Genomic DNA, 26,152 nt, shown 5'->3' with positions numbered 1-26,152 from the left:
CAGGATGCTCGAGAAGAGCGTGAAAAAAAGGGATTAGAGGTACGGCTCCCGGTAGAGCGGCCTTAAGAACAGCTCAAAGACCGCCACGGGCATCTCGATCCCCCAGTTCTCCAGCACCCCGGGGTGGATCTCCCCTATGATGCCCACCTCTTCTCCGTTTACGATGATTAACCCGGTTCTGCCCGGGATGAAGCTCGGGTGATCCATCTCTTTGAGCCCGTACTCGAACCCGAGATGGCGCATCGTGCCCTCCAGCACCTCCTTGACCTCGGTGAAGGTCACGCGCGGGTGGGCGAGGGCCACCGCAAGCTTGCCCTCGCTGACCGTCCTGGTCTCCCTGCTCTCGTCTATGAGCGTGACGGTTCCCACCTCGAAGATCCTCTGGGGGTACTCCTCGTGGGTGTTCTGGCTCAGGAAGTCCAGCAGACTTGGGATCAGCCACGCCCTTAAGGCCGACCACTTGGGGCTTATCGGGTTCTCTATCTCGACGAGCTCCGCCGGCGGGTGGTTTGAATAATCCACGCCGCTTTCGAGACGCATCCTCCCGTACTGGGCATCCCTGTTGGTGAGGTTGAAGGTGGTGACCTCCTGCAGGCCGAACCCCACCATCAGCTCCCTGACCGCGTCCTGGAACTCTATGAACTTGTCCCCTCTCCCCTGAACGGCTAACTCAGGTTCCTCAGGCTCTATCTCGTTGTAGCCGTAGGCGATGAGGACGTCCTCGAGAACGTCCCTCGCGTGCATTATGTCGTCGCGGAAGGCCGGGTAGAGGAGTTTCGCCTTTCCATCGACGAGCTCGACCCTGTACATCATGCGCTCGAGGAGCTCCTTGATCTCTCCGTCGCTCAGATCAAGACCGCTCAGCTTTCTGACGTAGTCGAGGTCGACCTCGAAGGGCTTTGGCGTTAAGTCAGGTGTCTCCACCTCGAAGTCGGGGTAAACCACCCTGACGCTCCGTATCCTCCCGCCGCGCTCCGCCAGAGCGGTTACGACGACGTTCAGGGCCAGCATCACCCTGTTAAGGTCCCAGCCGGTGACGTCGACGAACACGTTTTTTGTTTCGGTCGTTACCCTTCCCGTTACCTCGGAGTTTATTATCGGCGGCATCGAGAGGACCTTGCCCTCGCTGTCGACGAGGAGCGGGTAGTAGGGTTTGTCCCTGATGAGGTGGCCGTACTCCCTCCCCTTCTCGTGCCTCTCTAAGATCTCCTCCAGCGTCATCTCCTCATCGAAACCCAGCGGAACGAACCTCTCGGTCTTCTCGGCGGCGCGGTAGTGTATCGGCGGTTTCACGCGGTCGAAGTCGAAGATGCCTATCGCCACCTCCTTCCTCCTTCTCCCGAAGGTCAGGGCGACCTTCTCCTGCAGGTTTATCATCTGCCTCAGCGCTTCATCGTCGAGGTTCAGCCCCTCCACCACGGCGTAGACACCGTAGGGCCTGATGTCCTTCAGCTTCCCGTCAACGTAAACCGTGACGTCGCTCTTCTCGACCCTGTATTCGGGAAGTCCCCTCTCCAGCCCGAGGGCGAACCTTATCTGCCTCGCAATCCCCTCGGCGCTCCAGAGGTCGGGCCTGTTCGTGTCCTTGGAGTCGGCCTTGAAGTAGACCTCACCGTTCTCCTCCCTGACGTCGTCCATCTCGCACTTGGCGTAGAGGAAGAGGTCCTCCCACTCCTCCACGCTGAACTCCTTCCCGATGAGCCTTTCAAGGTCGGCCTTCGAAACGTCGAACTTCGGCATCTTACCACCTCACCAGACGAGCCTTGCCTCCCTCAGCCACCGCAGGTCGTAGCTGAACAGGTACCTTATGTCGTCTATCCCGAGCTTGAACATCGCCAGCCTGTCTATCCCTATGCCCCACGCTATCACAGGGACGTCTATTCCGAGGGCCCTCGTCATCTCCTCGCGGAAGATTCCCGCTCCACCGAACTCCACCCAGCCGAGTTCCGGATGGTAGGCGCTCATCTGGACGCTCGGCTCCGTGAAGGGGTAGTAGTCGGGCAGGAACTTGACCCTCTTCGCTCCCGCTATCTCGACGGCGAAGCGCTTGAGTATCCCAAGGAGATGCCTGAAGTTTAAGTTTTCGCCGACTACGAAGCCGTCTATCTGGTTGAACTCTATGAGGTGGGTCCTGTCCAGGACGTCGGGCCTGAAGACGCGCTGAATCGTGAAGTACTTCCCGGGGATCTCAACGCCAGCCGCGAGCTGTCTCGCATCGAGGGCGGTTCCGTGGGCGCGGGGCATCAGCAGCATCGCCCTCTCCGGAGACCAGACGTAGCCCCACCCGCGCGAACCTGCCAGACCGTGCTCGTGGGCCTTCCTCACCCTCTCGACGAGCTCCTCCGCCGGAAGACTGCCGCTCTTCGGGTACCTAAGCTGGTATGTGTCCGTCCAGTCCCTCGCCGGGTGGTTCTGGGGCTGGAAGAGGGCGTCGAAGTTCCAGAACTGGGTCTCGATGAGGCTCTCGGAGGTCATCTCTATGAAGCCCATCTCGATTAGCCTTCTCCTCAGCTTGTCGAGGAAGGCCCTGTAGGGCTGTTTCTTGCCGGGGTACACCCTCCTGACCGGGGCGTGGATGTTGAAGCGCTTGAACTCGACCTCCCTCCACCTACCGGACTTTATGAGCTCTGGAGTTAGGTTCGATACCTCCTCCCTCAGCTCTATGCCCCTTCTCGTGAGCTCCTCTCCGGCGGGGGTTATCTCAACGACCCTCTCCGTTGAGATATCTTCTTCCGCCACCTTCCTCCTCTTGAGCTCCTTGATCGGGACGAGCTTCTCGACCTCGCCCAGGGGGACGACCTTTTTCTCTGCGAGGAGCTCCAAAGCCCTGTCTATCGGTCTCTCCCCGGCTTTCTTCCCCCTCTCCGTGATCTCAAGGACGAGCTTCCCGTTCTCCTTCTTTACTGAGGCCCAGCCTTCCCTCCTCAGGAGGCCGACTATCGGCTTGAGCTCGTTCTCATCGAGAACCCCCCTGAGGTCGTCGAGCGTTACCCTTCCCTTCTCCCTTAGAACGGCCAGGGCCCTCCTCTCCGGAAGGCCAATCCTAACGTACCTCTCGCCCGTCTCCGTTATCTTCGCCACCTTCTCGCTCCTCTCGTGGAGTTTCGCGAGTCCCCTGCTCTGGAGGCCGAGGACGGAGCGCATTACCGCCACCTGGTCGAGGCCGGTTCTCTCGACGAGCTCCTCGAATTTAGCCTTCTTAACCTCGTTGAGCTTTATGAGCGTGAGTTTCTCCTGATAGCTCAGCTCCATGGGGTCACCTCCCGGGGTGAGTTCGAGAAGAGTTACTTAAAAATTGTGGTGGAAAAGGGAAAGGAATTGATCAACGCTTGTGCGGGAAGAAGACGACCTTCCCTGTCTTGCCGGCGCGCATGAGCTCGAAGGCTTCCTCAAATCTGTCGAAGCCTTTGTACCTGTGGGTGATTACCGGGTCGAGGTTGAGCTTGCCACTCTGGATGAGGCTCGAGACGGTGTACCAGGTCTCCCAGAGGTGCCGTCCGGTTATGCCGTGGACCTCAAGGGCCTTGAATATCACGAGGTTGTTCATGTCGAGGGTGACGTCGCGCGGGTAGAGTCCGAGCAGGGAAACCCTTCCGCCGGGGGTCGTGGCCTTGAGTCCCTGCTCCAGGGCCTTCGGCGCGCCGCTGAACTCGAGGAACACCTCGACACCGGCACCATCGGTGACGTCCATCACGAACTTGACCGGGTCCTCCTCGAAGGGGTTGACGACGTAGTCCGCACCGACCTTCTTCGCCAGCTCCCTTCTGAACTCGCTCGGTTCGCTAACGATGACGGGGTAAGCGCCGGAGGCCTTGGCGACCGCTATGCCGAGGAGTCCGAGCGGGCCTGCGCCGGTTATGAGGGTGCTTCTCCCGGCTATCGGACCTGCCAGGACGGTATCGACCGCGTTGCCGAGGGGCTCCTGGAGGGTGGCGTACTCGGGCTTCATATCTTTGGGGTTCTTCCAGGCGTTCTGGGCGGGAACTATGGCGTACTCGGCGAAGACACCGTCCATGTCGACGCCGAATATCTTCGTGTTCTGGCAGACGTGGTAGCGGTTGTGCCTGCAGGCGTAGCACTTGCCGCAGACGATGTGGGTCTCGGCGCTTATGTGATCACCGACCTCAACCGTATCGACACCGGGACCGACTTCGATGACCTCCCCTGCAACTTCGTGACCCATTATCTGAGGGGGCTTTATTCTGCTCTTGGCCCAGTCGTTCCACTCGTAGATATGAAGGTCGGTTCCGCATATGCTGGTTGCGAGGACCTTGATGAGAACCTCACCGGGCCCGGGCTTCGGAACATCAACCTCAACGAGCTCGGCACCGTAGGCCGGTTTGGTCTTCATAATTGCCGGCATCTTCTCGGCCATGGGGATCATCTCCTTAACCTTACAATGCTTATCTAAACGAGGACGATATAAACCTTTTGTGATTTTAATGTGCCGAAACTTCCCGTATCCATCGGAAACCTTATATCTCCTTTTGAGCACTTAAACAGGTAAGGTGGTTCAGCGATGGCAGTGATAGTGGTGACGGGGAGGGGCGGCGCCGGAAAGACGACCACAACGGCGAACCTCAGCACGTACCTTGCGATGAGGGAGTACAGGGTTCTGACGGTCGATGGGGACCTGTACCTGCCGAATCTTGGCTTCCACTTCGGCCTTGACACCGTGAAGTACACCCTCCACTCCGTTCTGAAGAACCCCGACATCGATCCCGAGTGGGCCATATATAAACACCCCGAGACGGGAGTCCACGTCATGCCGGGCAGTACCAGACTCCAGGACGTTCTCGGTATATCCCCCAAAAAGCTCGTCGACCTGCTGGAGGGGCTTAAATACAAATTCGGGATCATCTTCGTGGATTCCCCAACGGGAATACCCTTCGACACCCTCCCGACGTTTGAGATTGCAAATTACCAGCTCATAGTTGTTGAAATCGAGCGCTCACCGATATACTCCTTCGAGACGATGGTGGAAAACGAGATCGAAAAGCTGAAGGTCCTGGGTGAGAGGTACAACCTCAACATCGGCGTCGTGCTGAACAAGGTTAGGGAGTCCGCGGACGTCGTTGAAAAAATAGCGAACGCCGTGGAGGATGACCTGGACGTTCCGGTCATCGGATGGGTTCCCTTCGATTACAGGGTCCCCGAGTCCATCAACGCGGGGATCCCCATAATCAAGTACGCCCCGAAGAGCGACGCGGCCATGGCGTTTCAGGAAGCGGGGGAGGTACTCGAGGGGTGGATATTCGGCTGATTTTGGGGGTGTTTCCATGAACGTGGAAGAGATCGTGGATAAGGTAGCGAACGGGGAGATAAAGCTCCATCAGGTCGAGAAGTACACTAACGGCGACAAAAAACTCGCCACTGAAATAAGGAGGAAAGCGCTCGAGAAGAAGCTCGGCGTGAGCCTCGAGAACATCGGCCACTACTCCATCGACCCGAACAGGCTGATAGGCAAGAACATCGAGAACATGATAGGCGTCGTCCAGATACCCATGGGCGTCGCGGGCCCGCTCAGGATCAACGGGGAGTACGCGAAGGGCGAGTTCTACGTTCCCCTCGCGACCACGGAGGGGGCGCTCGTCGCGAGCGTCAACCGTGGCTGCTCAGCTTTAACGGCGGCAGGGGGCGTTAAGACAACCCTCATAGACGACAAGATGACCCGCGCACCTCTCCTCAAGTGCCCCGACGCGAGGAGGGCGAGGGAGGTCGCGGAGTGGGTCAAAGCCAACCTCGACTACCTCCAGGAGAAGGCCGTTAGAAAAGTGACGAGACATGGGAAGCTCAGGGGCGTCAAGCCCTACATCGTCGGCAACAACCTCTACCTGCGCTTCGAGTTCGAGACGGGGGACGCGATGGGCATGAACATGGTAACCATCTCGAGCGAGGAGATAATGAAGGTCATCGAGGAGGAGTTCCCGGACGTTAAGTACCTCGCGCTCTCCGGCAACCTCTGCGTCGACAAGAAGCCCAACGCCATGAACTTCATCAACGGAAGGGGAAAGAGCATCATCGCCGAGGCCGTGATTCCGAGGGAGATAGTTGAGGAGAAGCTGAAGACGACGCCTGAGCTGATAGCGGAGGTCAACTACAGGAAGAACCTCGTTGGTTCGGCCCAGGCCGGAAGCTACGGCTTCAACGCCCACTTCGGGAACGTAGTCGGCGCCATCTTCCTCGCCACGGGTCAGGACGAGGCGCAGATCACGGAGGGCTCGCACGGGATAACCCTCGCCGAGGTTACCCCCGAGGGGGACCTCTACATCAGCGTCACCATGCCGAGCCTCGAGATAGGGACGGTGGGAGGTGGAACGCGGGTTCCAACGCAGAGGGAAGCACTCAGCATAATGGGCGTCGCCGGTGGCGGGGATCCACCGGGAACGAACGCCAGGAAGTTCGCGGAGATAGTGGCGGGTGCGGTTCTGGCGGGGGAGCTCTCGCTTTTAGCGGCGATAGCGGCCAAGCACCTGGCCAAGGCCCACGCGGCGCTGGGGCGTTAGTTCCGGTTCTTGTTTTTAACCCCTAAACCCCTTCCTCTCCTTCTTAGGACTTGAAACGACCTTCACGCCCCTGAAGTAGAGCAGGGAGAACGGGTAATCGAGGATCAGGTAGAGGAGCACGGCGAAGGCCACGGTAAGTAGGGATCCCATCAGGTAGCCACCGAGAGGAAGAACCCACCCGCAATGCTTATCAAGAAATTAAGGGCCGAGCGGTGTTTGTGCCTCACACCGCTCACCTTTCCCTCCCCGATGAGTCTGAGGAGCTCCCTCAACCCGTCTTTCTTCCACCCCTTGAAGGTCAGGTTCAAAGAAAAGAAGGGGCTCAGGAGGCTATCTCCTGAATCTTCCTCCTCACGAGCGAGCTGACGAGCTTTCCGTCCGCCCTTCCGCGGAGCCTCGCCATGGCCCTGCCCATCACCATGCCCATGGCTCCCATTCCCTTTGCCTTTATGACATCGATGTTCGCCCGGACCACCTCGTCTATTATCCTCTCTACCTCCTCCTCGTCCAGGAGCGTTAGACCCCTCTCCTCGGCCACCCGGGCGGCGCTCTTCTCCGGGTTCAGTGCGAGCTCCCTGAATATCTCCTCGAAGGCCTCCTTGGCTATCTTCCCGCCGAGGTAGAGGTCGAAGGCCTCCCTGATGTGCTCATCGCTGATTTTCTCGATGGGAACCTCCTTCTTGAGGCCCTTGAGGACTACGACGAGGATCGAGGCGGCGAGGGACGGTTTGACGCCCTTCGCAATGAGCTCCTCGAACAACTCATCGCGCTCGTCGTTGACGAGGGTCTCGGCCAGGCTCCTGTCTATCCCGTACTCCTTCACGTAGCGCTCAACGCGCTCCTGCGGGAGCTCCGGCAGGCTCTTCAGTATCTCCTCCTTCATCTCAGGGGTTACGAGTATCGGCGGTATGTCCGTCTCCGGGTACATCCTGGCCTTCCCAGGGAGCGGACGCATGTACTGGGTGTTTCCGTCGGGCAGGGCCCTCCTCGTCTCCTCCGGGACGCCATCAAGCGCTTCCTTTGCCCTCCGGAGAACCTCTTTGAGGGCCTTCCTGGCAGTCTCCTCCTCCGCGGCCACGAGGACGAAGGCGTCTTCTTCGCCGAGGTTAAGTTTTTCAATAAGGGCGTTAACCTCTAATTCGGTGATTCCATAATTCGGTAATTCATCGATGTGGAAGATACCTCCCACGTACTTCCTGGCCCTGTCGGCCATCTCCGTGCCGAGTCTCCTGCCGGGCTGTATCTCCTTCCCGATGAGTCCCCTGAACCCCGGAAGCCTGACGGCGAGGACCTTTCCACCCTTCTTTATCGCCCTCGCCACTATCTTCGAGCCGGTCTCTTTGAAGACCTCCGTGACGTCGTGGAACTCCTCCTTCAGATCTCCGGCTTTAACGCCCCTTCTCCTCAGCTCGTCCCTGATCTCAAGGAGACTCAGCTGCCTCTGAACCTCACGCTCGATGATAAGGGGAATCATGTCAAGCTCCTGAACTCCCTTTATCTCGACCCTCGCCCCGCCCTTGATCGAGACGTTGAGGTCCTGCCTGATGGTTCCGAGGCCGCGCTTCACCTTCCTCGTAGCCCTCAGAGCGTCGCCGATGTACTTCGCGACGGCCCTCGCCTGCTCCGGGTGGTGTATATCGGGGGTCGTCGATATCTCCACCAGCGGGATTCCGAGGCGGTCGAGGCGGTAGATTACTTCCCTCTCCTTCCGCTCGACGATCCTGCACGCGTCCTCCTCGAGGCATATCGTGGGTATGCCAACGCTCCCCCATGGCGTATCGACCCTTCCGTTCATGGCCACTATCGCCGTCCTCTGGAAGCCCGAGACGTTGGAGCCGTCTATGACTATCTTGCGCATGAAGTGAACCTCGTCGACGGGAGTTGCGTTGAGGAGGTAGCTTATCTGGAGGGAGACGCGAAGGGCCTCCTCGTCGGGGGCGTGGGGTGGCTCCTCGTCCATGTAAACGAGGTCCGTGAGCTCGTAGTTCCCCTCGTAGATGTAGCTCTTCCCCTTCTTGAACTCCTCGAGCGCCGCGGGGTCTATCTCCCCGAGCTCGCTTATCGTCGGCCTTAACCTCCTCCTGAAGGTGAAGTGAACCTCGTCGCTCAGCTCGCTCGGAACGGGTGAGAAGAGCTTCTTCGTGTTCAGCTGCCTGTGTATCTCAAGCCCAACTTTGAGTCCGAGTTTTTTGTAATCGTACGCCACCGTCATCACCTCAGGAAGGTGTCAAACCTTGTGTAGGGGGTTATCTCGCCCGCGTAGTTCGTCAGCATCATCCCGCGCACTTCCTCCGGGTCATCCGTGTGTCCGAGGACCCACATCAGCTTAACGTAGGCGGTCTCGGGTAGCATGTCCTCGCAGGGTATCACTCCCGCCTTCAGGAGCCTCCTCCCCGTGGAGTAAACGTTGAGGTTAACGCGACCGTAGAGGCACTGGCTCGTCATGCAGACGGCGACGCCCTCCTCCGTGGCCCGTTTTATTGAGTCTATGAGGTAATTCGGCACGTGACCCAGTCCAGTGCCCTCTATGACGAGTCCCCTGTAACCATTATCGACGAAGAAGTCGATGACCTCGGGCTGAATCCCCGGGAAGGCCTTGACGAGGGCGACCCTCTCCTCCATTTTGTCGTCCACCCAGACCTCATCGCCGGTTCTCCTCCTGTAATCGTCCCTCAGGAACTCGATCTCACCTTTCGGCCATATCCTCGCTATGGGAACGTCGTTTATGCTCCTGAAGGCGTCCCTCCTGCTCGTGTGCATCTTCCTCGCCTTCGTTCCGCGGTGGGCAAGGCAGTAGGTGTCGCCGGTCTCGCCGTGCATCACTATGGCAACCTCTCCGAAATCGGCGGTCGCCATCTTGACCGAGCAGATGAGGTTCATGGCCGCGTCACTGCTCGGCCTGTCGGAACTCCTCTGGGAGCCGACGAGGATGACCGGCTTTCCGAGGTCGCGGAGCATGAAGGCAAGTGCCGAGGCAGTGTAGGCCATCGTGTCCGTCCCGTGAGCTATCACAACCCCGTCCTCGCCGCCGTTGAGCATTTTAGCCACTTCGTGGGCTATCCTGGCCCAGTACTCCGGCCGCATGTCCTCGCTCATGATGTTGAAGAGGAGCTTCGGCGTTACGTTCGCTATATCGAATATCTCCGGAACGGCCTTGGCGAGCTCCTCGGCCGTGAAGGCCGCGTGAACCGCACCGGTTTTGTAGTCAATCCTGCTCGCTATGGTCCCCCCGGTTCCAATTATCGCGACGTTCGGGAGGTTCGGCCTCTTCGGAAAGACCTCCTCGAACTCCACCTCCCCCCTGGGGGCGGCCTTCTTCAGGATCTCGACGGACGCTATCTGGTCGACAAGTATCCCGATGTTGTAACCGTTGTCAAGCTTCAGCGTGAGCGTCTCGCCGCTGGAGAGCTCGTAGGGGTTCATTACGATACCCTCGTAAACGCTCACATTTCCGTTCTCCTTTTCAATTATCCGGACGTAGTCTCCGACCTCGAGGTTTCTTTCCCTCATAAACCTCTCAACTTTGCGCATGGCCCTCCCTCCGGGAATAGTGTGAACGCCTCAATATAAACCTTCGGGCTGGATGAACGACGAAATCAGGCCGAAATTCCACGTGATTCTTGTCTAAATGACAATTACCTGACCTCTATCTTAAACCTCGGCTCCTCTATCCACTCCGACTTGCACCTCGGACAGCGCGTTGGGATTTTAATTTCGGGCTTAAAGACGAAGCCGCACTTCCTGCACTCGGCCGGCTTTATGAGGAGCACCTTTCCCTCGCGCTTTAGCGTTCTCTGAATCGCCCTGAGGTCCTCGAGGATTACCTTCTTCGCCCCCCTTCCCCTCAGCCCGAGGGCCATGGAGAGCTCGGCCGGGGAGTAGTCCCTCTCCTCCAAAAGCTTTATTATCCTCGCCCTTCGAGTCATCATCGCGGGAAGGTCTGAATTGGGGGATATAAATCCTGCGGATGAACTCGCGGGGTGTGGGAATGATAATCGAAACCGCCGGGAAGATCCTGGAGTCTAACAACCTCTGCGACCACTGTCTGGGGAGGCTCTTCGCCAAACTGGGAAGGGGCACGAACGGGGAGAGGGGGAAGGCGATACGCTTCGTCCTCAACATGGAACGCTCCGCTAAGGGGTTGCCCCCCTTTGAGAAACCCGAAACCTGCGAGCTCTGCGGCAACGTCTTCGATAGAATCCCGGAGCTCGTGGAGGAGCTGGAGAACGTTTCTTCCGGGATCGAGTTCGAGACCTTCCTCGTCGGCTCCCGTTTTCCGCCCGAGGTGAGGGAAAAGGAAGAGACCCTCTGGAGGGAGTTCGGAATCGAAACGGCCGAGCCGATAAACCGGGAGTTCAACCGCGAGCTCGGTAAGGCCTTTGGGAGAGTGGTTGGAAAGGAGACCTCCCGGGATCCGGATGTTGTTTTCATCGTGGAGTCCTATTCCGGAAAAATTGAACTCCAGATAAACCCCCTCTACATCTACGGTCGTTACAGAAAGCTTGTTCGGGGCATTCCCCAAACGCCTCTGCCGGACTTTGAGGATAGCGTCGCCTCGATTGTCTGCCGGCCGTTTTCTAAGGCGTCCGGTGGAAAGTGCGTTTTCAAGGGGGCGGGGAGGGAGGATGTTGATGTCAGGATGCTCGGGAACGGGCGGCCTTTCATCGTTGAGATAAAACGCCCGAGGCGCAGGAATCTTGATCTCAACGCCATCGCGGAGGAGATAAACGCGAGCGGAAGGGTTGAGGTTCTGAACCTCCACCTCGTTTCGGCGAAGGAGGCCGAGGAGGTTCTCACTGGAAACCACCGCAAGGAGTACCTCGCCCTCGTCCGCGTCGACGATGGCGTTACTCCGGAGGAAGCGCGGGAGGTGGCGGAGAGGCTCAGGGGCATTGAGATCCACCAGAGGACCCCCTGGCGCGTGAGGAAGGCGCGGGCAGACAGGATCAGAATCAAAAAGGTTCACGAGGCCGAGGCGAGATGGCTCGATGGGAGGCACTTCGAGCTCAGGCTCGTCACCGACGGCGGCCTCTACATCAAGGAGTTGGTGTCCGGCGATAGGGGGCGCACGAGTCCATCGGTGAGCGAGTTACTTGGAAAGCCCGCCTGGTGCGAGAGGCTCGACGTGCTGAACATCCTCGACGACTGAAAACTTTATAAACGGTTTTCCCCGACTGGATAGCGGAGCCATAAAGGGCTTAGCTGATACGCCGAAAAGGTTTGAAAAGGCCGAATACGCCTTCGTGTGCCCGTGCGATGGATAAGAGTTCGTGAGGTGGTGTGAATGGTCAAAAAAGCCCACAGCTTTAAGAGAAAGACCCGGGGGAAGCTCAGCAAGGGCCCCAGAAGGAGGGGACTCCCACCGCTCACCCGCTTCCTTCAGGAGTTTGAAGTCGGGCAGAGGGTCCACATAGTCATCGAGCCGAGCTACCACAGGGGGATGCCCGACCCGAGGTTCCACGGGAGAACCGGAACGGTCGTCGGAAAGCGCGGCGACGCCTACGTCGTCCAGGTTAAGGACGGCGGGAAGGTTAAGACCTTCTTCATCCACCCGGTTCACCTCAGGGCCCAGAAGGGATGAGCATGATAGGGAGGAAGAAGCTCGAGGAGCGGTACATTACCATAGCCGAGACCCGGGAGCTCCTCGAAAGGCGCAGGGCCGAGGGCATGGAGGAGAACCCCGAGGAGCCAATGTTTTACGAGGCCAGGGTTAGCCTCGAGCACGCCGAGCGCTTCGCCAGGCTTAAACCAGAGCAGGCGGTTGAGCTGAAGGGAAAGCTCGTGGAACTCTTCGAGTGGATGGACGAGCGGCTCGCCGCGAAGCTCGTTGACCTCATGCCCGAGGATTACTTTGACATACGGGTGATCTTCAGCAAGGAGGATTACATGCCCACCAGAGAGGAGGCCGAGGAGATAATACGGCTCCTCGACGAATATCGAGAGTGATCCCTTCTTTTCCTTTTTCGAGACAAAGTATAAAAACTCTGGGGGATATAATTTCTGGGGGAGAGACTATGGACAGGTACCGGAGACATTCTTACAGGGAGAGCCTCGAAAAGAAGAGGCGAAACGTTGAGTATGAGGAGTACGCTTACGTGCTGGACTACCTGCCGGAGGGCTACACCGATTTAAACACCGGGAGGAGGACCGGAAAGCCCGTTGCCCAGGTTATAGGCGAGAAGGCCTTCACGCTCCTTGAGGTTGCACCGAAGGGTGACCTCACGCTCTACGAGAGAGTCTTCATCGGAAAGGGGCAACGGGATAAGATCCTGATGATAAACAAGAAGATCCACTACGACGACCTGACCGCCACCGCCAAGGCCGAGCTTCCCTACGTTGTTGAGGAGATAGTCAAAAACAACGAGGAACGCTTCGTCCAGTTCTTCAACGTTGCCCCACCCATAACCAACAGGCTCCACAGCCTGGAGCTCCTCCCCGGCATAGGAAAGAAGCACATGTGGGAGATACTCGATGAGCGCAAGAGGGAACCCTTCAAGAGCTTCGAGGATCTCCACAACCGCGTTAAGGGCCTTCCCGATCCAGCGAAGATGATAGCCCGGAGGGTCGTTGACGAACTCGAGGGAAAGGACAGGTACAGGCTCTTCGTCGGCTCAAGGAGGATATTCCGCGTATGAGGGAACGTCTTTTCTCCCTTATTTCAAGGTACAACCTCAGGGCAAACCCCGACCTCGGTCAGAACTTCCTAATGGTTCCGGATATAGTTGAGAGGAACGTTGAGAGGGCCGGGCTCAGCGAGAGGGACCGCGTTCTTGAGGTCGGTCCCGGCCTTGGGGTTCTCACCGATGCCCTGAGCAAACGGGCCGGCAAAGTTTACGCCATCGAAAAGGACCACCGTCTCGTGGAGATACTCAGAAGGGAGTACGACTGGCCCAACGTCGAGATAATAGAAGGGGATGCGCTGAGGGTTGATTTTCCGGAGTTCAATAAGATAGTCTCAAACCTCCCCTACGGAATCTCCTCCCCCGTAACCTTCCGCTTTCTGAAGCACGAATTCGAACGGGCCGTTCTGATATACCAGCTCGAGTTCGCCCGGAGGATGGTGGCGAAACCCGGGGACAGGAACTACTCCCGGCTCTCCCTCATGGTTCAGGCGAGGGCCCGCGCCGAACTCGTTGAGAGGATAGGAAAAGGCGCGTTCTGGCCCAGGCCGAAGGTCGACTCCGCCGTTGTGATCCTCGAGCCCAAACCCCGGGACGAGAGGGTGGAGCTCGATGAAAACCTTGTGAGGGCCCTCTTCCAGCACAGGAGGAGCACCGCCCTTGCCGCCCTGAAGAAGTCCCACCACATGCTGGGGCTCGGCAGGGAGGAGTTCAGGAAAATCAGGGACGTTCTCCCCGGGATGCCCCACGCGGAGGAACGCGTCTTCAGGCTGTCCCCCTACGAAGTTAAAGAGATCGAGGAGTTCCTGAGAGCTGGGGGGATCCTGGATAGTCACTCCCCGGGTTCCTCCTCAAACAGTGCGGTATAGACGTTCCTTAGCTTCTGATAATGGCCCTCTTCGATGTTGGCGAGCCATATCAGCGTCGCCTTTGCATCTTCATTCTCGTTTCTCTCCGCGAGGTAATGGTAAACGTCGCGGGCCATACGCTCCGTGCCCATGAGGTATTTGAGGATGCCCCTCAATTCTCCGGTCCGGATCATCTCGACGAGCTGTTTCTCTGATAGCTCAACTTCCAGGGCGGGGAGGTCTACCTGTGGAGGTCTTTCATCGGGGAACATCTGTTTGAACATCCCAAGCAGGGTCTCCGCGTGTCCAAGGCTCTCTTTGTAGAGCTGAAGGAACAGCCTGGGGATCCTTTCATCCCAGTTGGCTTCTTTGCTGAGCTTGTGGAGCCTGTGGTACATCTCCGCTTCCTTCAGCTCCTGGCCTATCCAGTACGCGATAAGTTCTTTGTTGTTGAGTTCGGCCAGTGCCTCAAGCGTCTCCCGGAGGGTCTCCCTCTCATTCTCCGTTTGGTAATATGGACTTCCCAACTTAATCCCCCATACCTCTATGGCATCGAAGCCCTTATACTTTTCGTCTCCGATTCATTTTTAAGAGGATGCCGGTAGTTTCGACCATGATAGTTGCCCTCATAGACGGTTACACCGACGAACCCGCGGGGCTGGGCGTGCCCCCGTACCTCGGCATATACCCCCGCTACGCCTACGGGGCGGTTAAAAAGGCCCGTAACGACGCCAGGGTTTTCTATCTCACCATAGACGACCTCAGGGCAACGTTCGAGGGAGAAAGGGGGGTGGCCACCAAAAACAAAACCCCCAACTTTCCGGAGACGAGGAGGATACTTGAAAAGGCGGACGTTCTGGTTTACATGGGCGGTCTCCACACCCCCGGCAAGTACCTCTCAGCGGTTCCCTCTCAGGTGGAGGAGGTAGCGGGGTTCCTCAAACCGTTCGGCGGGGTTAAGATACTCGGCGGGCCCGCTTTTATGGGCTCCGCGCACGAGGGGGGTACGCGGATCAGTTCCCGCGAGCTGGCTCTGGCGGGTGCCGTCTTCGATCACATCGTATACGGTGACCTCGAGGCGTTCCTTTACGACTTTCTGAGGGATCCCGGGCGGGCTGACCCCTTCCGTTTTAGAACCTACGATGAGCTGAGGGACTACGCCGTCCTCGGCGCTGAGGTTGTCAGGCAGTTCCCCGATTACCCGGATTTCGTCATAGTCGAGATCGAGAGCCAGCGGGGATGCCCCAAGGCCATGGGGATTGGTGGATGCTCCTTCTGCACCGAGCCCGTGAGGTACAGAACGGTCGAGGACAGGCCGATCGGGGACATAGTTGCCGAGGTGAAGGCCCTCTACGACCTCGGCGTGAGGCACTTCCGCGTTGGACGGCAGAGCTGTATATTCTCCTACATGGCCAGGCCGAACGGCCGCGTTCCCGTTCCCAATCCGGAGGCAATTGAGAAGCTCTTCAGGGGAATCCGCTCCGTCGCACCGGACGTTAAAACGCTCCACGTTGACAACGCCAATCCTGCCGTCATAGCCAACTACCCGGAGGAATCCGTGAGGATAGCGAAGGCCCTGATGAGGTACGGAACCCCGGGCAACGTGGTGGCTTTCGGCCTCGAGAGCGCCGACCCAAAGGTTGCCAGGCTGAACAACCTGAACGCCACCGCGGAGGAGACCTACGAGGCGGTGAGGATCCTCAACGAGGTCGGCGGAAAACGCGGGCCCAACGGCATGCCCTGGCTCCTTCCGGGGATAAACATCATCTTCGGCCTCCCGGGGGAGACGAAGAAGAGCTACGAGCTGACGTTCGGGTTCCTGAAGCGCATCCTGGACGATGGACTGATGGTGAGGCGCATAAACATCCGCCAGGTGGTCGTCTTCCCGGGCACTCCGCTGTGGCATCTGAGGAAGAGGGTCAAGACGGAAAAGCACAGGAAGCTCATCCAGCACTACAGGTACAAGATAAGACACGGGATAGACCTCCCGATGCTCAGGCGCGTCGTTCCGGCTGGAACGATCCTCCGGGACGTCCGCGCCGAGGTTTTCGACAAAGGTCTAACCTACGGGAGGCAGATGGGGAGCTATCCCCTGATCGTGGGCATTCCCAAGGAAGTTGAACTGAACAGGTTCTACGACGTCCTGATAGTCGATCATGGCTTTCGGAGCATAACCGGGATCCCTGTGCCCGTTAACGTGAACACCGAGTCCCCGAGGGTTCTTCAATACCTCCCGGGCATCGGAAAGAGAAACGTTGTCCGGATACTCTCGAAGAGACCGTTTAGGGGTAAGGACGAGTTCTTTGACCTCGTGGGAGAAGAGAAGAGGAAGAGCCTGGACGGGATAATCACCCTGTAGTGGTCTCGTTCTTTCTGGGCCACGAGAACCCGATGAGGTTCTCGATGAGAACTACTTCCGCCCTCAGCGTCTCGTCGGTTTTACCCTCTATCACGAGTACTCCCTTTCGGGGGACGAATATTCTGTTTTCTTTAGCCCCTTCCGCCGGTCCGAGGAGGAGAACCACCAGATGGTTTTCGTTTCCGATCTTGCCGCGTCCGATGTCCACCTTGGTCCAGAAGGACAGGTAAGTCTTCTCGTGTCTGAGCCACGTCTGGTTGAAGGCGTACTGCTTCGCCGTGGCATTGTCGTAGCCCATCTTGAGGCCCTCTATGTAGTAGTTCGTTGAGAATATGTTGGAGACCATGCCGGAGATCTCCGAGACCGTGAGGGTTCTGTACCTGCAGTCCCCCGTATACAGCTGCGGGGAATCCTTGCAGTTGGCCACCGAGGGATCCCCGATGACTACCGTGAAGCGTTTGTAAAAGCTCCTGAGCGTCAGGTTGAGGTCAACGCCGGGACTTCCGGTGATGTAACTATCGACCGTGACCCTGAACAGCTTTGAGCCTTCCGATGGCTTCGTTCCCTGGCCCAGGAGCTCTTGGTATTGTTCATCCGTCAGGACGTAGAATTTGGCCGAGGGAGAGTACACAACCACGTAGTGATTCGATGCCTTTGGCGCTCCAGGGTTAACGACGGCCTCAAAGCCGTGGTAGAAGTACAGTAAGTAACCGATTGGAGCCGCAACCAATACGAGAATTACAAGAATCGCCGCGAGTTTTCCTTGATTCAACTTCAAAACCCCCAGAAAAGGGAATTAAAATAGAAGGAAAGGCCTTCAGAGGCCGGCAAGGTACTGCATAAGAGCCTCGGCCGCAGCCCTGGTCTCGTTCCTGGTGGCACCGGCGACGATAACGACGTCGTAGCCGCCAAGGGCACCCTGGAGGTACTCGATGTCGCCTGGGCTGTTGTACCAGTCAACGTTGCTGATGCCGTTGTCGACGAGGTACTTGGTGACGCTGTTGGCGACCGGACCGCCGACGAGGATGAGGTTGCTTCCCGGATCGTTGACATCGACCTCGTAGTCCATGACGGTTATCGGCTCGGTGACCGGCTTGATGGTGGTAACCTGGGCGGTGGCGTGGATCTCGCTGACGTAGTAATCACTGCCGAGGACCTGGTCGCCGGGTTTGAGCTCTATCTCCTTAACGGTGCCCTGCTTCTCGGTGAGGTCGATGTAGGCGTAGGCGACGACGCGGTCGACGTCGTCGATGGCGCCGTTGCCGTCGATGTCGTAGCCAACGTCCTGCTCGTTGAGGCTCTTGAGCTCAAACCTGTACTTGAGGTCGTAGGTGCCGAAGATGTCGACCGGGTTGCCCTCGAGGGTGTCCTTGTTGGTGAGGGTGATGTTGGTTATGTAGGTGCCGTCGGTGTGGATGGTCATCTCCCAGGTCTTGCCGTCGTAGGTGACGGTGTCACCGCTGCTGTGGTCCTTAACGTCAACCTGGGCCGCGATCTCGGCTATGAGGTTGCCGTTGACACCGACGAAGGTGTCTTTGAGGGTGAGTACAACCGCACCGCTGAAGAGCGTAACGGGGGTGTCCTTCTCGAGGATAACGTGGTCTTCGTGCTGGCCGGTGACGGCGTTCTCTACCTTGACGAGGGCCCTCTGGTCAATGATGCTTATGTCGAGGGCGGTGACGACCCAGTCGGTGCCCTCTATGGCCTGCGGCTGGCCAACCTGGTACCAGGCGGTGCCCTTGTCGAGACCTGCCGTGAAGGTGTCGTTACCGACGCTGAGGACGTAGTAGGTCTGGCCGAAGACCGTGAAGGTGCCACCGGCTCCAACGCCATTGCTGTATGTGCTGACGATGGTTCCGCCACCGGCGGCGACGTTCTCGGCGTCTCCAATGTAATATTCAGTGCCATTCTGGTAGTCGGCCGGGACGCCCCACTCGGGGTACTCGGCCCTGGTCTGCTCGGGTTTGGTGACGCTGTAGTTGTAGAGGACGTAGTCAACGAAGACCGTGACGTTGCCCGGGGTGATGACGAGGTCGGCGTCCTTGGGCGGCCTGCTCTGGTCCCAGCTGCTCGGGTCCTTGGAGCTGAGGCCCACGTTGCTGAGGGTTATGTGCCAGTCGATGAGCTGGTCGCCGTTTATCTTGTCCTTGTCGGCGATGGTGGTGTTAACCATGAACTGGCTCTTCCAGTCAGCGTAGGTGCCGGTGTAGGCGGCGCCGTTGTACCAGTAGTCACCCGGAAGCTCGTCGTACTTGGTGGCCCAGTTCTCGCTTCCGTTGATCGTGAGTCCGTGGTCGTTGGTCATGGTGTCGTAGTTGTAAGCGTAAATCGTCCACGAGTCAAGGGTGGCGGGTGGGTATTCGGCCTTTATCTTCACGTAGTCGCCCTGAACGTCAACCTGCTTGCTGGTGTAGAGCAGGCTTCCGAGGGCAACGGCTATGTCAGCGGCGCTGGCAACGTCCATGGCGGCAGCGTTACTTCCAACAACGATTTTAACGTTCGGGGTTCCGTCGGCGTTAACGAAGAAGTCCTTCGGTATGTTCGGGACGGTCGGCTGAGCGCTGGCAAAGCCCATGGTGGCTCCAACCATTGCGGCACCGATTGCAAGGGCCGCGATCTTCTTCACTTTCATTTCCCAACACCTCCTTAAGTGCGGGCTTTGAGCCCGGAAATGGTCTAAGATGTATCGTCACTCACTCTCTATCCCATTGGGGTATATATACTTTTCGCTTTCAGACCCTTTCTCTGCCTTAAAAAAGCTCGCTCATTGCCGTAAAAATGAAAGGGGGCTTAATTAAATGCCTATAAGCTTTTCGCCTTTTGACGATAATATCACGGGTTCAGTTTGAACTCCGTGTTCTTCTTCTCCGCGAGCCGCCTCTTCAAGGGCCTCGTCACCAGTTCGTTGACGAAGCCGCCCAGGTCGGTTAACGTGTTCTGAAGCTCGTTGGCGGTGATGTCTATGATCTCGGGCTCCATTATCGAGATCGCAACGGGGGCGTACTTTGCCGTTAGCTGAAAGAGCGTCTCAACGGGTGATAGAAGCTCGGCCGCGAGGAGACCCTTAAACTTTCCATCCTCGGCTTTTCCCTGAACGACGAGCTTGTTTATTTTGCACCCCTCGATCGCGAGGGCCTTGGCCATGGTCGTCTTTATGCCTTCCTCGTCTTCACCGAAGACCTCTATGACAAAGCGGTAGAGCACGTCCCTATCCTCGACTATGAACTCTTCAGTTTCATTCCGTGAATAGCCCATTCTCGGCTCGGGCACGTCGTCGAGCTTGGGATAAACGGCCAGACCTCCGAACTCCTCCATGAGTTTTCCCATGAACAGCGAAACTTCCCCGAGGATCTTCATGAGCTCCTTGGATTCAACCTCCAGCTTTCCGGGTCTCAGTACCTCCACTATGGCGGGGGAGTAGCGCAGGGTCAGACGGACTACCTCCGCGAGGCCTCCCTCCAACCCGGCCTCTATGACCCCCGAATACCTGAGGAGCTCCTCCTCCGGGCTCTCCATGACCTCCTCAAGGTTCACGTACTTGATCTTAACGTTCTTCTCTTTCCTGAGGTTCTCGGCGGTCTCCTTCAGGGCCCTTTCTAAAACTTTCTCGTCGTTGCCTATGCCTTCGATGTAGAAGATAACCTCTATATCCGTCAATTTCACCACCACATCCATTTATATCGCTTTTTTCGGTAAGTGCCCACCACGGGAACGGGCTCGCCGCAGTACCCGCACCTTCCGTCCTTCACGTGGTACCCGATGATCTCGAATCCCCTGCGGACTATTAAAGGTTTGCCGCACTTCGGGCAGTAGGTGTTCTCGCCCTCGTGACCGGGTACGTTGCCAACGTAGACGAACTTCAGCCCCTCCTCCCTGGCGATGCGGTACGCCTTTTCCACAGTCTCGATGGGGGTCGGGGGCAGGTTGGTGAGCTTGTAGTTGGGGAAGAACCTGGAGAAGTGAACCGGCGTTTCATCGCCGAGGCTCTCGACCACCCACCGGGCGAACCTCCGTATCTCGTCCTCGCCGTCGTTCAGCGTAGGGATTATCAGGTAGGTCAGCTCAACCTGGATTCCGAACTCCTTCTTGGCTATTTCAGCGGTCCTTCTGCTCGGCTCGCCGCCCGGCACTCCCGATATTTTCATGTAGAATTCATCGTTGAAGGCCTTGATGTCGATGTTCATGGCGTCTACGTAGGGGGCAAGCTCCCTGAAGGGCTCCTCGTTTATGTAACCGTTGGTTATTAGGAGGTTGTACACGCCCTCCCTCCTGGCCAGTTTGGCGGTATCGAGGACGAACTCGTACCAGATGACCGGCTCGTTGTAGGTGTAGGCTATGCTCTCGCATCCGTAGCGCCTGGCTAAGGCAACGATTTCCCCGGGTGTGGCGTCGTGGAGATAGGGAAAGCTCTCGTCCGCCTGACTTATCTCCCAGTTCTGGCAGTGCTTGCAGTGCATGTTGCACCCGACGGTGCTCACGGAGAGGGCGCACGAACCCGGCCAGAAGTGGAAGAGGGGTTTTTTCTCGACGGGGTCGGCGGCGATCGATGAGACCTTCCCGTAGTTGAGGGTGTAGAGTCTGCCGCCGATGTTCTTCCTCACCCTGCAGGAGCCGCGCTGGCCCTCGTTTATTATGCAGTTGAGGGGACACAGCCTGCACCTCACCTTTCCGTCCCCGAGCGGCTCCCAGTACATGGCCTCGCGCATGGCTCTCACCCAAGGAAGGTAGGCTCACCCCCGTTTAAGCTTTTGGTACCTCTCGTAGTACTCCCTCATCGTCAGGAACTCTACATCTTGGCTCTTGTACCAGTCTATCAACCTTCCCAGAAGCTCGAGGGCCTTCTCCCCCGTGTTGAACCTGCAGTCCCACCTTATCTTTTCCTTTTGCATCGGGACGAACTCCCACGGGTGGACGAAGTAGACCCTCGGCTCCTTCAGGCGTTTGTGGACGATCCTCTGAATCCTCCAGGGGAGCCTTATGACCGAGGACGTGGTCGAGGCGGGGACCTCGAGGACGTCTCCAAAGAACCTCACGCCCTCGCGGTAGCCCTTGTATGTTGCCTTCGACGAGTCCACGAGGACTCCGTTTTTTGACAGTATATCATAATAGTAATTAGGGAACTGCAGGTTGGGGGCCCGGAATGAGACCACCTCCCCGAACTGGCGTAGTACCTCGAGCGACTTTTCGATGACCCTCTCGCCCTCTCCCCTCGTGAGCTTATCGAGCCTTTCGTGGTTGTAGTTGTGACTTCCAAGTTCATGTCCCTCGTCGATCACCCGCCTTACGAGCCCCGGGAAGCGCCTCGCCATCTCGGCCGTGAAGAAGAAGGTCCCCTTTACCCCCTTCTCCGCCAGCAGGTCCAAAAGCCTTGGCAGTCCATCTTCCATTCCCCTCGTGGTCTCTAAGTAAGGCGGGCAGTCGTGCTCGACGTCGAAGGTTATCGACACCATCATAACGAAATCCCCCTGATCAGCCTGTAGAGCAGGTACCTCCTGTCCACTTCGTCCCTCATATCCATCGTGCGTCTGTACACGCCCAGCAGTCTATCCAGCACAACCTCCCACGAGAATTCCCTCTCGGCGCGCCTGCGGGCCTCCCTCCCCATGGCCACAAGTTTATCCCTCTCCTGTATGGCAACGGCCAGGTTTTCTACCATGCCCTCCTCGCTCTCCGCCAGGAGGCCCGTTACACCGTTCACTATCATATCGGATATGCCGCTCTCTTTCCTCCCGATTACCGGTTTTCCCGTTGCCATTGCCTCAAGGCCCACGACGGGAAAGGCCTCGAGGATACCGGGCGTCAGGACCATGTCGGCCGCCCAGTAGAGCGGTAGGAGCCTCCCCCTCTCCATGAAGTCGTAGAGGTCGGTTATTTCTCCTACGCCCGTTTCCCTAAGGTTCCTCTCAAGGACTGGCCTCATAGGTCCGTTTCCCACCATTATAAGCCTCACCTTATTTTTCGGAATTCCGCTCCGTCTTAGGGCCTCCCTCACCATTACCGGTATTCTGTGTGCCTGCTTGCGTTCCGTCATCCTCCCGAGGTAGAGGATCACCACCTCGTTCTTCACACCGACCTCCCTTCTGGCCCTCTCCCTTTCCTCAGGCTCCGGCGGCCGCCATCTCTCAACGTCTATCCCGTTGGGCACCACAAAAACGGGACGTCCTCTGAGCCTCTCGCCAAGCAGGTTCCGGGTGTCCTCTGCTACCGGGGTACTGACGGCTATAAACGTGTCCACCCTCTTGAGGTTGTTGCCGATGAACCTCCTGATCAGAGAATCAAAGGGGGGCTTTCCGTAGAAGGAGTGGTTCGTGGCCACGACGGGGACGTTTCTCAGCCCCCTTGACACGTCCGAGACAGCCACCGAGAAGGGGGAGTATATGCTGTGAACGTGGGTGATGTCAAAGTTCATCTCCTTGTAGAGCTCGTTTATTCTCCACAGCTGTGAGAATCCAACGCTGGAGTGGTAGCTACGAAAATAGAAGGTCCCGGCGAATCTGTGAACGGGGTAGGGAGAGTCGTCCACGTAAGGTTTCATGTAGCGGTAATCGTGGGTCAGGACGTGGGGCTCGTGTCCCCTGAGAAGGAGGTTGCGGGAGAGCTCATCAATATGGGACTCTATTCCCCCGATTTTGGGGTAGAACCAGTCGGAGGCTATTGCGATTTTAAGGCTTTCCATATTTCAACCCCTCCGGACGTCAGGAGCACCACCAGTCCCACCAGGCTGCTGACTACGTACGATACAAAGCGTTCCAGTAGGGTTATCGAGACCGCGAGGGCGGTGGGGATACCGAAGTACGTGAGCGTTCCGATGAGCCCGCCTTCGATTATTCCCACGCCCCCCGGGGTAAAGGCGAGGAGGCCAAAGAAGAGGTTGGCTATTGAGATGACCGCTATAAAGCTCCAGGCAAGGTTGAGCCCAAAGGCGAGGGTGATGAGCTTCAACCGGAGGACGTCGAGGAGCCAGACGACCGAACTGAGGATGATCGCGGCAACGTTGAGGCCGTGCATGTCCTTTAAGGAGGCTATCCTCTCGATCTCTTCGGGGCTTACGGGGGCTTTGAACAGGTGGAGGGAGAGCCTGACGAAGGAATCCCATTTAACCCATATCAGGAATATGCCCGTAACCCCCAGGAGCACAAAGGGTATCGGTTCCTCGGACGAGAAGTAGGTCATCCCGGCAAGGAAAAGGACGAACACGGGGACCGTCTCAAGTATGCGCTCGTAGACTATGCTGACGGCCGAGACCCCCGTGGGTACCATGGCCCTTCTCGACACCCACGCCATCCTGAGCAGTTCCCCCCCGCTCCTGCTCATCGGGGTGACGTTGTTTATGAAGATGGAGGCGAGTATGGCCTTAACGAGCTCCCCCAGTGGAGCGTCTCTGCCTACACCGTTTAGAACGAGTTTCCATCGAATCCCGTAGAGAAGGACGCTCACGTAGTAAGTGAGAAAGGCCAGGGCAAGGTACCTTGGGGAGACGGTCCCAACCAGTGAAAAATACTGTCTTGCCGATGTTGCAATACTCCCCAGCATAGTCCCGACCTACCCCTCATTGGCTCGTGATTTTATAACGTTATCGGAACAACGCTCTATACGTTCCGTTTAACCCTCCCTCGAGGTGTTCCCAGCCGAGTAGGGGCATTTCCGTTCTTTTTCCATCGGTGGTAATGTACACGCCGGCTCCGTTTTCGACCCTTCCTATAACGGTGAAATCCATTTGAAGGGCAGTAACCATCTCGGGGGGTACCGTGAAGACGAGCTCGAACTCCTCGCCGCTGGTGAGTGCCATCTCGATGGGGTCCACTCCAAGCATCCGTGCGGCCTCGATGACCTCATCCCTAATCGGGAGCCTTTCGACATCGATCTCAAGCCTAACGCCGCTCATCCTTGAGAGGAGGTGCAGTTCCTTGGAGAGGCCGTCACTTACGTCTATGGCGGCGTTAGCGTACCTGCTAAGCTCCATTCCCTCGACCACCCGGGCCCTCGGTTCGAGGAGCTTCTCGTAGAGCGGCTCCCTTATTCTTTTGGGCACATCCATCTTATTCTTCCATAGAAGAAGACCCGCGAGGGCCCGCCCCACGTCGCCGGTCACGCAGACCAGATCGCCGGGCTTCGCCCCGCTCCTTGTGAGGAGCCTCTCCGTTCTCCCGAGGGCCATCCCGTCTATTATCAGGTCATCGGCCTTGTTCGTGTCGGCGCTGAGAACTGGCACATCGTAGAACTCGAGGGCTTCCCCGATCCCCCTCGCAACGCCCTCCAGGTAGTTCGTATCGATGTCCGCAGGAATCCCAAGGGAGAAGAGGAAACCGAGCGGTTTCGCACCCATCGCCGCAACGTCGCTGACGTTCATTGTAACGGCCTTGAAACCGACCTGCTCGGGCGTCATGATATCCGGTACGTCCGTCTCTCTCACGAGCATGTCGTTCGTCGCCACGAGCCATTCGTCGCCCAGCCTAATCGCCCCCGCGTCGTCTCCAAGCGGAAGGTCACCCTGGAGTTTGAGGTTCCGCGTAAAGAGCTCAATTATATCCCATTCACTCGCCATCCACCTTACCTCCTCAGGAATTTCATAAGGCTCGTCTGTCTGGGCCTGTATTCATCCTCCGAAACGTTGATCTCAATGGATTCAAGGTCCTCTATCTTTGCGTTCCTTATCTCCTCCGGTAGCCTTATCTCGCCGTACTTCCCTCCCCCTCCGGGGATAACGCTGAGCTTGCCTTTTCTGTAGGCCCACACGGCTTTGGCGACCTCCTCGTGAACCTCCGCCAGGCTCTCGATGGGGACGTCGACGAGGACCCTTATCTCGCTCCTGAACTCCCTTAAAAAGCGCTCCCAGATAGCCCTCACGGCCTTCGTTTCCACACCCCTCCCGATGACCATCGCGATTATCTCCGCCAGCGGCGCCAGACGGAGGTAGGGCGGCCTGTCATTCGGCCTCTCCTCCGTGTCGGCCAGCTCGAGGATCCTGTCCCTCACGCCTTTCTTTATCCTGCCGCCGCACTTGGGGCACTTCCACCTGAACGCCTCCGCATCCTCGAGGGAGTACTTCGTGTAACAGCGGGAGCACGCGGTGAGGTGGTACTTGCCCAACCTGGGGTCGAGACCGGCGTTCAGGACGATCTTCCTGCCTCCGCGTTTCAGAATGGCCTTCCGTACCTCCTCGAACGTCGCCTCATCGACCTCAAAGCGGTTGAACTCCCTCCCGAGGCGGTGGGGCATCGGCGAGTGGGCGTCGCTGTTGCTCAGGTAGGTGAGCGAGTGATGGGATCTTATCATGTCGGCCATCTCGCTGTCCGCCGAGAGACCGAGCTCGAGGAAGTCTATCCTCGCCCCGTCGTAGGCCTCCCTTAGGCTGTTGTACTCCTTGTAAAGGGCCGTCCAGGGGGTGAAGGCGTGGGCAGGCCCTATCAGAACGTCGAGCTCGTTCGCCAGGTCCGCTATCTCCGCCGCCGAAAGGTTGACCCTCGGCCTTCCTTCGTTCTCTATATCGCTCGAATAGGGGCTCAGCCTTTCCCGCATCTCCTCCACGGCTGATAGGCTCGGAAAAATGAGGAGGTGGTGAACCCGCCTGCTGTCCTCGACCTCCGTCGTGAGGATGAAACGAACCCCTTTTCTCTCGTAGGTGCCCTCATCGACTTTCTCTGTATATTTGAGCAGTTCCTCCTCCCACCTCGGGTTTAGTACGTCCCCGGTACCGACCACCGCGAGCCCCTTAAAACGCGCGTTTTCGGCGAGGTTCGGGAAGGTCATGAACTTCGAGACCGCCTTTGAATAACGGGAATGTATGTGAAGATCCGCATCGGCCAGCATTGAACCACC

At 57.9% G+C, this 26,152-nt stretch carries 26 protein-coding genes; 8 read left to right on the top strand and 18 right to left on the bottom strand.

The window, feature by feature from the left end; all coding sequences use genetic code 11:
- Positions 1 to 33: 33 nt before the first annotated feature.
- The 3 genes from pheT to tdh all read right to left on the bottom strand — a co-directional run bounded on the left by pheT (position 34) and on the right by tdh (position 4,375).
- On the bottom strand, positions 34 to 1,740 hold the full coding sequence (gene pheT, locus A3L02_RS09445; RefSeq protein ID WP_088863673.1) for a phenylalanine--tRNA ligase subunit beta: 1,707 nt from the start codon (positions 1,738 to 1,740) through the stop codon (positions 34 to 36).
- A gap of 9 nt (positions 1,741 to 1,749) precedes the next feature.
- Positions 1,750 to 3,252 (bottom strand): phenylalanine--tRNA ligase subunit alpha, encoded by a 1,503-nt coding sequence (gene pheS / locus A3L02_RS09440; protein WP_088863672.1) that lies wholly within the window; start codon positions 3,250 to 3,252, stop codon positions 1,750 to 1,752.
- A gap of 70 nt (positions 3,253 to 3,322) precedes the next feature.
- A complete protein-coding gene (gene tdh, locus A3L02_RS09435) occupies positions 3,323 to 4,375 on the bottom strand; it encodes an L-threonine 3-dehydrogenase (RefSeq protein ID WP_088863671.1) in 1,053 nt (350 codons plus the stop codon).
- A gap of 144 nt (positions 4,376 to 4,519) precedes the next feature.
- Between tdh and A3L02_RS09430 the strand changes: the two genes are divergently transcribed.
- Complete coding sequence (locus A3L02_RS09430; RefSeq protein ID WP_088863670.1) at positions 4,520 to 5,263, top strand: MinD/ParA family ATP-binding protein; 744 nt, start codon at positions 4,520 to 4,522, stop codon at positions 5,261 to 5,263.
- Between the two features lie 16 nt (positions 5,264 to 5,279).
- Positions 5,280 to 6,506, top strand: a complete 1,227-nt coding sequence (hmgA, locus tag A3L02_RS09425) for a hydroxymethylglutaryl-CoA reductase (NADPH) (RefSeq protein WP_088863669.1) — start codon at positions 5,280 to 5,282, stop codon at positions 6,504 to 6,506.
- Between the two features lie 15 nt (positions 6,507 to 6,521).
- On the opposite strand, the gene A3L02_RS10475 is transcribed toward hmgA, so the two are convergent.
- The 5 genes from A3L02_RS10475 to A3L02_RS09410 all read right to left on the bottom strand — a co-directional run bounded on the left by A3L02_RS10475 (position 6,522) and on the right by A3L02_RS09410 (position 10,435).
- Entirely contained in the window at positions 6,522 to 6,656 is a 135-nt protein-coding gene (locus A3L02_RS10475; RefSeq protein ID WP_257789353.1) for a hypothetical protein, read from the bottom strand.
- Positions 6,656 to 6,778, bottom strand: a complete 123-nt coding sequence (locus A3L02_RS10470) for a hypothetical protein (RefSeq protein WP_257789352.1) — start codon at positions 6,776 to 6,778, stop codon at positions 6,656 to 6,658. The genes A3L02_RS10475 and A3L02_RS10470 overlap by 1 nt, the downstream gene beginning before the upstream one ends.
- Positions 6,779 to 6,828: 50 nt before the next feature.
- Positions 6,829 to 8,718, bottom strand: coding sequence for a Glu-tRNA(Gln) amidotransferase subunit GatE (gene gatE / locus A3L02_RS09420; protein ID WP_088863668.1), 1,890 nt, complete (start codon positions 8,716 to 8,718; stop codon positions 6,829 to 6,831).
- Positions 8,718 to 10,037 (bottom strand): Glu-tRNA(Gln) amidotransferase subunit GatD, encoded by a 1,320-nt coding sequence (gatD, locus tag A3L02_RS09415; protein ID WP_088863667.1) that lies wholly within the window; start codon positions 10,035 to 10,037, stop codon positions 8,718 to 8,720. The genes gatE and gatD overlap by 1 nt, the downstream gene beginning before the upstream one ends.
- Positions 10,038 to 10,141: 104 nt before the next feature.
- A complete protein-coding gene (locus A3L02_RS09410) occupies positions 10,142 to 10,435 on the bottom strand; it encodes a transcriptional regulator (RefSeq protein ID WP_088863666.1) in 294 nt (97 codons plus the stop codon).
- 59 nt (positions 10,436 to 10,494) lie between these two features.
- Here A3L02_RS09410 and A3L02_RS09405 point away from each other — a divergent pair, with 59 nt between their 5' ends.
- The 5 genes from A3L02_RS09405 (at position 10,495) to rsmA (ending at position 13,995) form a co-directional block, all read left to right on the top strand.
- Positions 10,495 to 11,655 carry a tRNA pseudouridine(54/55) synthase Pus10 gene (locus tag A3L02_RS09405; RefSeq protein ID WP_088863665.1) on the top strand — a complete coding sequence of 387 codons (1,161 nt, stop codon included), beginning with the start codon at positions 10,495 to 10,497 and terminating at the stop codon, positions 11,653 to 11,655.
- Positions 11,656 to 11,790: 135 nt separating this feature from the next.
- Entirely contained in the window at positions 11,791 to 12,087 is a 297-nt protein-coding gene (locus tag A3L02_RS09400; RefSeq protein ID WP_088863664.1) for a 50S ribosomal protein L21e, read from the top strand.
- Positions 12,088 to 12,089: 2 nt separating this feature from the next.
- Positions 12,090 to 12,452 (top strand): RNA polymerase Rpb4 family protein, encoded by a 363-nt coding sequence (locus tag A3L02_RS09395; RefSeq protein WP_088863663.1) that lies wholly within the window; start codon positions 12,090 to 12,092, stop codon positions 12,450 to 12,452.
- A gap of 68 nt (positions 12,453 to 12,520) precedes the next feature.
- Entirely contained in the window at positions 12,521 to 13,141 is a 621-nt protein-coding gene (locus tag A3L02_RS09390) for a DUF655 domain-containing protein (protein ID WP_088863662.1), read from the top strand.
- Entirely contained in the window at positions 13,138 to 13,995 is an 858-nt protein-coding gene (rsmA, locus tag A3L02_RS09385) for a 16S rRNA (adenine(1518)-N(6)/adenine(1519)-N(6))-dimethyltransferase RsmA (RefSeq protein WP_088863661.1), read from the top strand. The genes A3L02_RS09390 and rsmA overlap by 4 nt, the downstream gene beginning before the upstream one ends.
- Here rsmA and A3L02_RS09380 read toward each other — a convergent pair.
- Positions 13,959 to 14,501 (bottom strand): ferritin-like domain-containing protein, encoded by a 543-nt coding sequence (locus A3L02_RS09380; RefSeq protein ID WP_088863660.1) that lies wholly within the window; start codon positions 14,499 to 14,501, stop codon positions 13,959 to 13,961. The two genes, rsmA and A3L02_RS09380, sit on opposite strands and share 37 nt — an antisense overlap.
- Positions 14,502 to 14,587: 86 nt before the next feature.
- On the opposite strand from A3L02_RS09380, the gene A3L02_RS09375 reads away from it, so the two are divergent.
- On the top strand, positions 14,588 to 16,333 hold the full coding sequence (locus tag A3L02_RS09375; protein WP_088863659.1) for a radical SAM protein: 1,746 nt from the start codon (positions 14,588 to 14,590) through the stop codon (positions 16,331 to 16,333).
- Here A3L02_RS09375 and A3L02_RS09370 read toward each other — a convergent pair.
- The 9 genes from A3L02_RS09370 to A3L02_RS09330 all read right to left on the bottom strand — a co-directional run bounded on the left by A3L02_RS09370 (position 16,323) and on the right by A3L02_RS09330 (position 26,143).
- The gene (locus A3L02_RS09370; protein WP_088863658.1) at positions 16,323 to 17,105 is read right to left on the bottom strand and encodes a hypothetical protein; all 783 of its coding nucleotides are present in this window, start codon (positions 17,103 to 17,105) and stop codon (positions 16,323 to 16,325) included. The two genes, A3L02_RS09375 and A3L02_RS09370, sit on opposite strands and share 11 nt — an antisense overlap.
- Positions 17,106 to 17,150: 45 nt before the next feature.
- Positions 17,151 to 18,965 carry an S-layer protein gene (locus A3L02_RS09365; protein WP_088863657.1) on the bottom strand — a complete coding sequence of 605 codons (1,815 nt, stop codon included), beginning with the start codon at positions 18,963 to 18,965 and terminating at the stop codon, positions 17,151 to 17,153.
- Between the two features lie 200 nt (positions 18,966 to 19,165).
- Positions 19,166 to 19,990: a hypothetical protein gene (locus A3L02_RS09360; protein ID WP_088863656.1), complete on the bottom strand. Its 825-nt coding sequence runs from the start codon at positions 19,988 to 19,990 to the stop codon at positions 19,166 to 19,168.
- Between the two features lie 2 nt (positions 19,991 to 19,992).
- The gene (amrS, locus tag A3L02_RS09355) at positions 19,993 to 21,039 is read right to left on the bottom strand and encodes an AmmeMemoRadiSam system radical SAM enzyme (protein WP_088863655.1); all 1,047 of its coding nucleotides are present in this window, start codon (positions 21,037 to 21,039) and stop codon (positions 19,993 to 19,995) included.
- A 24-nt stretch (positions 21,040 to 21,063) separates the two neighbouring features.
- On the bottom strand, positions 21,064 to 21,786 hold the full coding sequence (locus A3L02_RS09350; protein ID WP_088863654.1) for a polysaccharide deacetylase family protein: 723 nt from the start codon (positions 21,784 to 21,786) through the stop codon (positions 21,064 to 21,066).
- Positions 21,783 to 23,009, bottom strand: a complete 1,227-nt coding sequence (locus tag A3L02_RS09345; protein WP_088863653.1) for a glycosyltransferase family 4 protein — start codon at positions 23,007 to 23,009, stop codon at positions 21,783 to 21,785. Before A3L02_RS09345 ends, A3L02_RS09350 begins: the two co-directional genes overlap by 4 nt.
- Entirely contained in the window at positions 22,985 to 23,866 is an 882-nt protein-coding gene (locus A3L02_RS09340) for a lysylphosphatidylglycerol synthase transmembrane domain-containing protein (RefSeq protein ID WP_088863652.1), read from the bottom strand. The genes A3L02_RS09345 and A3L02_RS09340 overlap by 25 nt, the downstream gene beginning before the upstream one ends.
- A 40-nt stretch (positions 23,867 to 23,906) precedes the next feature.
- Positions 23,907 to 24,878 carry a thiamine-phosphate kinase gene (locus A3L02_RS09335; RefSeq protein WP_088863651.1) on the bottom strand — a complete coding sequence of 324 codons (972 nt, stop codon included), beginning with the start codon at positions 24,876 to 24,878 and terminating at the stop codon, positions 23,907 to 23,909.
- A gap of 5 nt (positions 24,879 to 24,883) precedes the next feature.
- Positions 24,884 to 26,143: a TIGR00375 family protein gene (locus tag A3L02_RS09330; protein WP_088863650.1), complete on the bottom strand. Its 1,260-nt coding sequence runs from the start codon at positions 26,141 to 26,143 to the stop codon at positions 24,884 to 24,886.
- Positions 26,144 to 26,152 lie beyond the last annotated feature (9 nt).

This window comes from Thermococcus celer Vu 13 = JCM 8558 (assembly GCF_002214365.1).
Classification (GTDB): Archaea; Methanobacteriota_B; Thermococci; order Thermococcales; family Thermococcaceae; genus Thermococcus; species Thermococcus celer.
This window is presented reverse-complemented; position numbering and strand designations above follow the sequence as displayed.

Excerpts from the sequence above, each read along its gene's own strand:
- pheT (WP_088863673.1), bottom strand. The coding sequence starts at position 1,740 with ATGCCGAAGTTCGACGTTTCGAAGGCCGACCTTGAAAGGCTCATCGGG.
- pheS (WP_088863672.1), bottom strand. The coding sequence starts at position 3,252 with ATGGAGCTGAGCTATCAGGAGAAACTCACGCTCATAAAGCTCAACGAG.
- tdh (WP_088863671.1), bottom strand. The coding sequence starts at position 4,375 with ATGGCCGAGAAGATGCCGGCAATTATGAAGACCAAACCGGCCTACGGT.
- A3L02_RS09430 (WP_088863670.1), top strand. The coding sequence starts at position 4,520 with ATGGCAGTGATAGTGGTGACGGGGAGGGGCGGCGCCGGAAAGACGACC.
- hmgA (WP_088863669.1), top strand. The coding sequence starts at position 5,280 with ATGAACGTGGAAGAGATCGTGGATAAGGTAGCGAACGGGGAGATAAAG.
- A3L02_RS10475 (WP_257789353.1), bottom strand. The coding sequence starts at position 6,656 with ATGGGATCCCTACTTACCGTGGCCTTCGCCGTGCTCCTCTACCTGATC.
- gatE (WP_088863668.1), bottom strand. The coding sequence starts at position 8,718 with ATGACGGTGGCGTACGATTACAAAAAACTCGGACTCAAAGTTGGGCTT.
- gatD (WP_088863667.1), bottom strand. The coding sequence starts at position 10,037 with ATGCGCAAAGTTGAGAGGTTTATGAGGGAAAGAAACCTCGAGGTCGGA.
- A3L02_RS09410 (WP_088863666.1), bottom strand. The coding sequence starts at position 10,435 with ATGATGACTCGAAGGGCGAGGATAATAAAGCTTTTGGAGGAGAGGGAC.
- A3L02_RS09405 (WP_088863665.1), top strand. The coding sequence starts at position 10,495 with ATGATAATCGAAACCGCCGGGAAGATCCTGGAGTCTAACAACCTCTGC.
- A3L02_RS09400 (WP_088863664.1), top strand. The coding sequence starts at position 11,791 with ATGGTCAAAAAAGCCCACAGCTTTAAGAGAAAGACCCGGGGGAAGCTC.
- A3L02_RS09395 (WP_088863663.1), top strand. The coding sequence starts at position 12,090 with ATGATAGGGAGGAAGAAGCTCGAGGAGCGGTACATTACCATAGCCGAG.
- A3L02_RS09390 (WP_088863662.1), top strand. The coding sequence starts at position 12,521 with ATGGACAGGTACCGGAGACATTCTTACAGGGAGAGCCTCGAAAAGAAG.
- rsmA (WP_088863661.1), top strand. The coding sequence starts at position 13,138 with ATGAGGGAACGTCTTTTCTCCCTTATTTCAAGGTACAACCTCAGGGCA.
- A3L02_RS09375 (WP_088863659.1), top strand. The coding sequence starts at position 14,588 with ATGATAGTTGCCCTCATAGACGGTTACACCGACGAACCCGCGGGGCTG.
- A3L02_RS09365 (WP_088863657.1), bottom strand. The coding sequence starts at position 18,965 with ATGAAAGTGAAGAAGATCGCGGCCCTTGCAATCGGTGCCGCAATGGTT.
- amrS (WP_088863655.1), bottom strand. The coding sequence starts at position 21,039 with ATGCGCGAGGCCATGTACTGGGAGCCGCTCGGGGACGGAAAGGTGAGG.
- A3L02_RS09350 (WP_088863654.1), bottom strand. The coding sequence starts at position 21,786 with ATGATGGTGTCGATAACCTTCGACGTCGAGCACGACTGCCCGCCTTAC.
- A3L02_RS09345 (WP_088863653.1), bottom strand. The coding sequence starts at position 23,009 with ATGGAAAGCCTTAAAATCGCAATAGCCTCCGACTGGTTCTACCCCAAA.
- A3L02_RS09340 (WP_088863652.1), bottom strand. The coding sequence starts at position 23,866 with ATGCTGGGGAGTATTGCAACATCGGCAAGACAGTATTTTTCACTGGTT.
- A3L02_RS09335 (WP_088863651.1), bottom strand. The coding sequence starts at position 24,878 with ATGGCGAGTGAATGGGATATAATTGAGCTCTTTACGCGGAACCTCAAA.
- A3L02_RS09330 (WP_088863650.1), bottom strand. The coding sequence starts at position 26,143 with ATGCTGGCCGATGCGGATCTTCACATACATTCCCGTTATTCAAAGGCG.